Raw genomic sequence first — 8,011 nt, 5'->3', positions numbered from 1 at the left:
AAGTGATAGTGGTCTAAATAATCATCAAGCAGGGGTTTTAGATGTTTTTTTATATCTCCATAATCCATAATCATTCCCTGCTTTCCACCAGAATTTACTAATTCATTACCAGAAACATAAATAACACCACGCCAAGAATGACCATGCAATCTTGCACATTTACCATCGTGATTAGGTAGTTGGTGGGAAGCTTCAAATCTAAATTCTTTGCCTATTATCCAAGTTTCTGAGTTAGATTCAGTTTTTTTAATTTCTGGTATTTCCTCCTGATTAGAACTCATTTTTATTTTTCGTTTAAATAATCAGTAATATCAAAATATAAATTGTCAAAAATAGGGATGAAAAAATTATAACTACAAATTCCAGCCCCCAGAAACTTCTAAAACTTGCCCTGTAATATAATCAGAATTAGGATTAATAAAAAACCAAACAGCATGGTTAATTTCTGTCAAATAGGCTGGACGTTTAGCTGGTAATTTAGGAATCATTTCTTCTACATCCCAAGAATTTTCTGCGACTCCAGGAGATACTACATTAACAGTAATTTTGTCTTGAATTAGCTCTTGGGCTAAAGATTTAGTATAGATGATGATGCCTGTTTTAGCAATTATATAAGCTGTATTTGTCCGGCGTGCTACCACATTTTGGGCATGAGCACAAGCGAAGTTAACTATGCGTGCGCCATTAGCTGCTCTGAGATAGGGAAGTGCTGCTTGAGTAATATAAAAAGTGGCATTGAGGTTAGAATTAATAACTTCCTGCCACTCTTTTATAGATGTTTTGCTAATGGGTTTTCTGAGGTAGTTACCCACATTATTAACTACTACTGATAAACCACCCAGTTGTTTAGCTGAATTATCTACTAGAGATTTAGCTTGTTCGGGTTTGGTAACATCTGCTTGTAGGGCAATAGATTTTACTCCGTAGTTAGCTGCTTCTTGACTTGCTTGATTAGCTGCATCTGCACTGCGGTTATAGTGAAATGCTACATCAAATCCTTTACTGGCTAAATCTAGAGCGATTGCCCTACCTATTCCTACTGCTGAACCTGTCACGAGTGCTTTTTTGAGCATTGTTTTTAAGACCTAAATATAATCACCAGTCAATTTTAGGTTAATCATTTTGGCAAAATTTCATCAACCAACACCCAATGTTATAAGTAACTTGGACAGAATTAAATGTCGCCAAGGTAGCACTCCTCCAGTGCCCAGGAAACTAGATGGCTCATGTCATGCTCATGATTGTAGCAATTTGCTGTAGTGAGCCTCCATCTGGTCATATGCGATGGACACTCACTTTGCTCGTTTCGGAGCTAAAACGACGTGGAATAGTTACCGAAATCAGTAGATAAACAGTACGTCAGAGTTTAAAAAAAACCAACTGCGGCCTGGGAAGAAACAACGATATTGCATCCCGGGAAAAGACAGCGCCCGCTTTGTAGCTCAAATGGAAGTACTTCTAGATTTCTACATAGCTGAACACTCTGATGATCAACCATTAATTTGTATGGATGAAGCAGTCTTGGAATTAAAAGGGGATGTTAAACAATTAATTCCTATTCAACTAGGTCACGATGCGTTCATAGGATTATTACTATGAACACAATGATACTAGTGCCGCTACGCGGAAGTCAAAAGTAATGCATTCAAAAGCGAGTGTGTAATTCTGAGGTCCCCTCAGAATGTAAGACACACTCAAGACAGTTAAAAGTATTGATTGGTAAGGCTTTTAGGATTTTGTAACTGGTTAGTTATTTCTGCCATCCTGCACTAGAGCTATATTTCTATTTGTAGACCCGATTCACGGTTGGCGACGAGTTAAAAGCTATGAACATCGAACTCGTATTGAGTGGGCAGAACAAATACGTAATCTACTATTAGTGGACTATCCAAATGCACGCAAGGTCAAGTTAGTTTGTGACAATCTTCACACTCATCATATTGCTTCTTTGTATCAAGCGTTTCCGGTATCAGAAGCTGATCAATTAGCTCGGTACCTTGAAATTCACCATCCCCCACGCAATGGTAGTTGGCTAAATATCGTAGAAATAGAAGCGTACTTAATCAACAATGTCTTGAGCGTCGGATTCGGAGCGTTCGCGGTAGCGTTGCGTCAGCAAATCCCATACTAGAGCAAGAACTTCGGGCATGGCAGGATGAACGCAATGCTTCTCAAGCTAAGGTTCATTGGCGCTTTTCTACTGCTGATACTAGGATAAAACTACATCATCTTTACCCACAATTTTAATCTAGACGCGCTAGTAGAATTGCTATTTTAACTTGCCAGTTTAAAGTTTAGATACTCCTGAACATTCTACCTCTTCTAGAAGTTGAGCGATCGCTTTTCCTGATACTGGGTCAATCCAATCAGGAGCTATTTCTGCTAGGGGTACGAGAACAAAAGCTCTTTCTCTCATCCGAGGATGGGGTATTTGCAGGTTTGGAGCATCTAGTATTAAATCATTGTATAAGATTAAGTCTAGGTCTAGAGTTCTAGGTCCCCAATGTACTAAACGTACTCGCTTAAATTGTTTTTCTATATCCAAAATAATTTCTAACAATTTTTGAGGAGTTAATTCTACTTTTAATAATGCACAACCATTCAGATAATCTGGTTGTTTTGGACCGATAGGTTTAGTCAGATACCAGCTAGAATAAGTATTTAAGGTAATACCTGGAGTTTTGGATAAAATTTGGATTGCATTTTCTAGAATACTTAAAGAATCACCAAGATTACTACCAAGAGCAACAGCTACATTATTCTCTTGTTTTTCTGATTGGCTGAAGTCAATTTGATTAGACATTAACTGGCGGAATATTTGCTCTAATTTTTTGCTGAATTAAATTTAAGAAAGTCAACAAGAAACTATCAAAGTTTCCTATCTGACAAAAGACCCAAGAACTTACAACAGTCTGCAACTAGCTGAAAAACTACGCCGAGAACAGCAAATGAACTTGAGTCCTGAGTATGTACGTCAGTTGCTCAAAAAAAGAGGGTGATTTGGAAGTTTACACGAGTGAGCCATCAACAACGGCAAAATCTACACAAGCTCTCTGTCAAGCAGAATGACCTGGAAATTCTAGAACTCGCGACGGTGGCCAGAGAGATTGACTTAATTTATGGGGACGAATCGGGATGCTGTTTGTAGAGTGCAGCCAGTTATAGTTATTACTTCCGACTAGAAGGGGGAGGCTTCAGACCCAATTTTTCGGTGATAATTTTTTTCTAGCTTACTATTTATATTATATTTCTTAACTCTGACTTTTAATGAATAAAAAAATTCCAGAAGTTATTACATACCTAAGAACTGCCCAGGCCATTCGAGAAAGGTGTTTTAGCATCTTTAATCTTGCTTGTCAAGACCAACTCAATAATTTTCAAGTCGATTTAACTCAACTAGATAAATGCGCTAATTATGTCATTAATATTATTTATGCTCAGTATCCCAAATTAAATATACCCTTACATAGTCGTTGGCGACATTTCCAAGTAGGAGATGTGCCTCGCCTAGCTGAACTTGACCAAATGTTGGCAGGACTCACACCTGTAGAAAAAGCCAAGGTAAAATTTGATTTAGCCATTATTAGTGTACTACTAGATGCGGGTGCGGGTGCAAACTGGCAATACACTGAACCTGAAACTGGCTTAATATTTAGTCGTTCGGAAGGTTTGGCAGTTTGCAGTTTCCGACTATTTTGTCAAGGTTTTTTTTCTAGTAATCCCGATTTTCCCTGGCAAGCAGATACTAGAGGACTTTCACAAATTGATGTCCAGACTTTAACTCAAGGATTCCAAGTTAGTCCAGAAAATCCCTTGGTGGGTCTTGAAGGTCGTCTGGAATTGCTGCAACGCTTGGGGCAAGTTTTAAATCAAGATTCTCAGTTATTTGGCATTGATAGTCCACGTCCAGGAAATATGGTTGATTATTTGTTGCAAAATCAGGCCAATAAAGAAGCAATTAAAGCTACTTCAGTATTAAATGCTGTATTGGAGGGATTGGGAGATATTTGGCCAGGGCGCAGTACTATTTCAGGTATTAATTTAGGAGATGTTTGGCCTCATTCTCTGCTCAAAAGCGATCGCTTGGGGGATGAATATATACCTTTTCATAAATTATCTCAATGGTTAACATATTCATTGCTCGAACCATTACAAGAATTGGGTTTAAAAATAATTGGATTAGATGATTTAACTGGATTAGCAGAATATCGGAATGGTGGCTTATTTATAGATATGGAACTAATAAAAATCAAAAATCCTTTGATTCTACAACAACAACATTTACCAGGTTCAGAAATTATTGTAGAATGGAGAGCATTAACTATTAGTCTTTTAGACAAAGTTGCTCAAGTAATTCAAGAAAAACTTAACTTAAATACCTCAGAATTACCACTGGTAAAGGTCTTACAGGGAGGTACATGGGCAGCAGGGCGAAAAATAGCAAAAGAATTAAGAAAGGATGGTGCGCCTCCGATTAAAATCAAGAGTGATGGAACAGTTTTTTAATTAGTAATTATGGACTCAATCTCAATTACTGGAATTCGCTGCTACGGGTACATTGGGTTTTTTCCAGAAGAAAAAGTATTGGGACAATGGTTTGAAGTAGATTTAATTCTAGGGTTAGATTTGAATGCTGCAAGTAAAAGCGATGCTTTAGAAGATACCGTAGATTACGGCAGCATAGTTAATACTGTCCAACAACTTGTGAAAAATTCTAAGTTTGCTTTGTTAGAAAAAGCAGCTGATACTATAGCTACGGCTATTTTGCAAGAACCATTAGTACAAAATGTCAAGGTTAGTTTAACTAAGTTAGCAGCTCCAATACCAGATTTTAGTGGCAAAGTTACTATTGAAATTACTAGAGCAAAGGAAGCATTAGTATATAACTCATTTAGTTAATACATTTGGTAATTTAGATGATTTTTTAATGTGGTGAAGTATATACTTTATTTTGATTTTTCGAGAATTTAATAAAGTCAAAAAAATGTACCTCGTTACTATCGTAAATTCTATCTAAATTTGCTCTAGAGACGGTTCAGCTAAAGTTCTCTATTTTATAATAATTTAGATGGCATCAGGTTATATCATGTCCGCACTTTATCGTTTGTGTAAAACCAAGGGTGAATATCTACAGGAAATTTACGTTTTTTCAAGCTTTTAAGCCTTCTTTCCTCTCTCCTAGATAACTAAAACCTTCCTCCTTCTTCCTTGCTTTCTTACCTTCACGCTGACAATACCGATGCTACCGGACATGATATTAGTCCTGTAAAAGTATAAAAATTATCCATTATATAGTTGCTGTTGTCTACTTATATGATGTCCGGTTGAATATTTATAAGTAGAGGAGTCAGAACTCAGGAGTCAGGAAGGAGGAATAGGGAGTTTGAAGAAAAAGGTATGAGAAAGTTTTTTGGTAACGCTCTTATCTGGATATGATATTACTTCTTTCACTACATTGTTTGATACCCTACACCTCACCTACAGTGCATCAATTGGGTAGGGGTTAAATTTCTATGTCAGTTACCCTGATTTTTGATTCATTAATTAGGTGGATTTAATTCTCTGTAAATATTAAATTGCGATGGATATTCAAAACAGTAAAAATATCTTGAAAATTGCCTTCATACTTCATTTTTATATTCTTCGTTTTCAGGTTTATTTATACCCACTTATGCCATCGATCAAAAACTTTTCTACATTTTATTGAACAGAGGAATAGCTAGGGACGTTGCATGGGTCAGTACAAAGAAATAAACATAAGAATAATTAATGCACTCCTAGGGTGCTAATTATCAAAAAGGTAATTCTGTTTGTGTTAATTACCTAATAATTGAATTGATACCTAAGTTAAGCATTAATGCATGGTAATTGGTATTATACCAGTGTGAAAAAAAGAATGTTATATGAAATACGTTAATGTTTGCTACCAAAGATTGATGGGGAGATAGGGAGATAGGGAGAGTCGTATATTTGTACAATTTTTTGTATTTCATATTACCGAAAAATTGTGGGTATGCGCCTCCCCTTTTAAGGGGATAATAAGCGGTCGTTAGCGTAGCTTCCCGTAGGGTGGGATGGCGATCTTCGGAGCGGGTCTGTAAGAACGGGTCTCCTCGCCATATCCAATCGACCAAGAGAAGAAAAATTTTCATGATTAGTCAATCCTCTCCTTGAAAAGAAGAGGTAATTATTAATTATTAATTGTTGAAAAGACTACTATGGTTATAAGCAACAGGCAACAGATATTTTTAGCAAAAAATTATCATACTTGGTATTACATAAATCGGTAATTATATACAGCATATTCCACCAGTCGTGAGATACACCCATAGCGGGAAAAATGCCCACACAGGGAACATTTAATTATCATTTTCTTTGTGGGTTTAATACCCCACCGTCAACGGGGGTGTTCACGCATTACTTGGGGGAGCGAATCCCCATGTAATTTTCCTCCTGTCTCCTGTCTCCTGTCTCCTGTCTCCTTCTTCAATAATATCTGTACTTTATATACGAGGGAACTTTCTGTATAATTTGATGAATTAAACTAGGTCATAAAATGACAAAAACTACTATCATTAATCATCCATTAGTTCAGCATAAATTGACATTATTACGTCAAGTAGAAACTACCACTGCTCAATTTCGCCAACTGCTCAAAGAAATAGGAATGTTATTAGCTTATGAAGTAACTCGCGATTTACCAATAAAATATCAACAAATTCAGACACCAATGAAGTTGATGGAAGCACCGATGTTAGCTGCTGAAAAAAAAATGGTGATTGTTTCCATTATGCGAGCAGGTCAAGGACTTCTTGATGGGATTTTAGAGTTAATACCTACAGCAAGAGTGGGACATATTGGTTTGTATCGTGACCCTAGTACTTTAGTTGCTGTAGAATATTATTTTAAAGTCCCCCATGATATTGAGCAGCGAGATGTGTTAATAGTTGACCCCATGTTGGCAACTGGAAATTCAGCAGTAGCAGCAGTCGATCGGATTAAAGAATCTAACCCAGAATCAATTCGATTTCTGTGTTTATTGGCAGCACCAGAGGGAATTGAACATTTCCATAAATATCACCCAGAGATACCCTTATATACTGCTGCTATTGATGAAAAATTAGACGAACACGGTTATATTATTCCAGGATTAGGAGATGCTGGCGATCGCTTGTATGGAACGAGATAATTTTATTTTCCTATGAACTCAAACATAACTGCTATATGACAAATAATATTTCCTCTAAACAAAAATTTTTCGATCTTTGGGCACCTAATTATGATTGGTTATTTCCATCTGTAGTTTATCAAGCGGTACATCAAAGATTACTGGAATATGTAAATCTGCCAAGTCCATCAAATGTACTAGATTTAGGTTGTGGTACTGGAAAACTTCTGCATCGTCTTGCTGTTAATTTTCCCGATCTTCAAGGTACTGGTTTAGATTTATCTCCCGAAATGGTTAATCAAGCTAATAGTCGTAATCGTCATCAAGAAAGTTTAACTTTTTTACTAGGAAATGCTGAAGAAATGTCTTTTGCCGATGAAGAATTTGATGCTGTTTTTAATACAATTAGTTTTTTACATTATCCTCATCCTCAACAAGTTTTTAATGAAGTGAGTCGAGTTTTACGCCCAGGAGGATATTTTTACTTAGTTGATTCCTATTTTAAGTGGCAAGATGAATTTCAGTTTTTGAGTATTTCTCCTGGTGGAATTAAGCTTTACAGTCCAACAGCTCGCGAACAATTAGGTAAAGAGGTTGGATTAAATTTACAAGCAAATCAGTATTTGTTAGGAGCAGTATTACTAACTATTTTTACTAAATAATTGTAACTTCAAGTAGATTGATTCTGGTTGGTATAAAAAAGCCAGTAATAGTAAAATTACTTGAGCAAATGTCAGACTTTTTAATAAGCTAAAAAGCTGACGATGACTTTCGCTATCGCCATACAAACTAGCAGTAGCTATATTACTTAGAGTAATTAATAAAATTGGCAACAAAAATGTT

General features: G+C 36.3%; 9 protein-coding genes and 2 pseudogenes. 7 read left to right on the top strand and 4 right to left on the bottom strand.

Annotation, left to right across the window (positions count from 1 at the left end; translation table 11 throughout):
* Together F6K13_RS08990 and tmpR are read right to left on the bottom strand one after the other, a co-directional pair.
* Window positions 1–281: 6-carboxytetrahydropterin synthase (locus F6K13_RS08990; protein ID WP_287287229.1), on the bottom strand; the 281-nt coding region annotated here is incomplete at its 3' end.
* A gap of 72 nt (window positions 282–353) precedes the next feature.
* Window positions 354–1,073, bottom strand: coding sequence for a bifunctional dihydropteridine reductase/dihydrofolate reductase TmpR (gene tmpR, locus F6K13_RS08985; protein ID WP_124154788.1), 720 nt, complete (start codon window positions 1,071–1,073; stop codon window positions 354–356).
* 373 nt (window positions 1,074–1,446) lie between these two features.
* On the opposite strand from tmpR, the gene F6K13_RS35770 reads away from it, so the two are divergent.
* A complete protein-coding gene (locus F6K13_RS35770; protein ID WP_161564672.1) occupies window positions 1,447–1,599 on the top strand; it encodes a hypothetical protein in 153 nt (50 codons plus the stop codon).
* A 172-nt stretch (window positions 1,600–1,771) separates the two neighbouring features.
* A pseudogene (locus F6K13_RS08975) lies at window positions 1,772–2,247 on the top strand (transposase); the annotation flags it as partial.
* A gap of 40 nt (window positions 2,248–2,287) precedes the next feature.
* Here the strand turns inward: F6K13_RS08975 and folK are convergent.
* Window positions 2,288–2,803 (bottom strand): 2-amino-4-hydroxy-6-hydroxymethyldihydropteridine diphosphokinase, encoded by a 516-nt coding sequence (gene folK / locus F6K13_RS08970; protein ID WP_124154787.1) that lies wholly within the window; start codon window positions 2,801–2,803, stop codon window positions 2,288–2,290.
* A gap of 192 nt (window positions 2,804–2,995) precedes the next feature.
* Between folK and F6K13_RS08965 the strand changes: the two genes are divergently transcribed.
* From F6K13_RS08965 to F6K13_RS08945, 5 genes are all read left to right on the top strand, one after another.
* The gene (locus F6K13_RS08965; protein WP_287239849.1) at window positions 2,996–3,148 is read left to right on the top strand and encodes a hypothetical protein; all 153 of its coding nucleotides are present in this window, start codon (window positions 2,996–2,998) and stop codon (window positions 3,146–3,148) included.
* Between the two features lie 119 nt (window positions 3,149–3,267).
* Window positions 3,268–4,506 (top strand): URC4/urg3 family protein, encoded by a 1,239-nt coding sequence (locus F6K13_RS08960; RefSeq protein WP_124146883.1) that lies wholly within the window; start codon window positions 3,268–3,270, stop codon window positions 4,504–4,506.
* Between the two features lie 9 nt (window positions 4,507–4,515).
* Window positions 4,516–4,899: a dihydroneopterin aldolase gene (folB, locus tag F6K13_RS08955; protein ID WP_124146882.1), complete on the top strand. Its 384-nt coding sequence runs from the start codon at window positions 4,516–4,518 to the stop codon at window positions 4,897–4,899.
* A 1,657-nt stretch (window positions 4,900–6,556) separates the two neighbouring features.
* Window positions 6,557–7,189 (top strand): uracil phosphoribosyltransferase, encoded by a 633-nt coding sequence (gene upp / locus F6K13_RS08950; RefSeq protein ID WP_124146881.1) that lies wholly within the window; start codon window positions 6,557–6,559, stop codon window positions 7,187–7,189.
* A gap of 35 nt (window positions 7,190–7,224) precedes the next feature.
* On the top strand, window positions 7,225–7,830 hold the full coding sequence (locus F6K13_RS08945) for a class I SAM-dependent methyltransferase (protein WP_124146880.1): 606 nt from the start codon (window positions 7,225–7,227) through the stop codon (window positions 7,828–7,830).
* Here F6K13_RS08945 and F6K13_RS08940 read toward each other — a convergent pair.
* Window positions 7,810–8,011 (bottom strand): annotated as a pseudogene (locus F6K13_RS08940) (sugar transferase); the annotation flags it as partial. The gene F6K13_RS08945 and the pseudogene F6K13_RS08940 overlap by 21 nt on opposite strands.

The organism is Okeania sp. SIO2B9 (genome assembly GCF_010672505.1).
In the GTDB taxonomy this organism is placed as follows: Bacteria; Cyanobacteriota; Cyanobacteriia; order Cyanobacteriales; family Microcoleaceae; genus Okeania; species Okeania hirsuta.
Note: the sequence above shows the minus strand (reverse complement) of the source record. Positions and strands in the feature narration are given on the sequence as shown.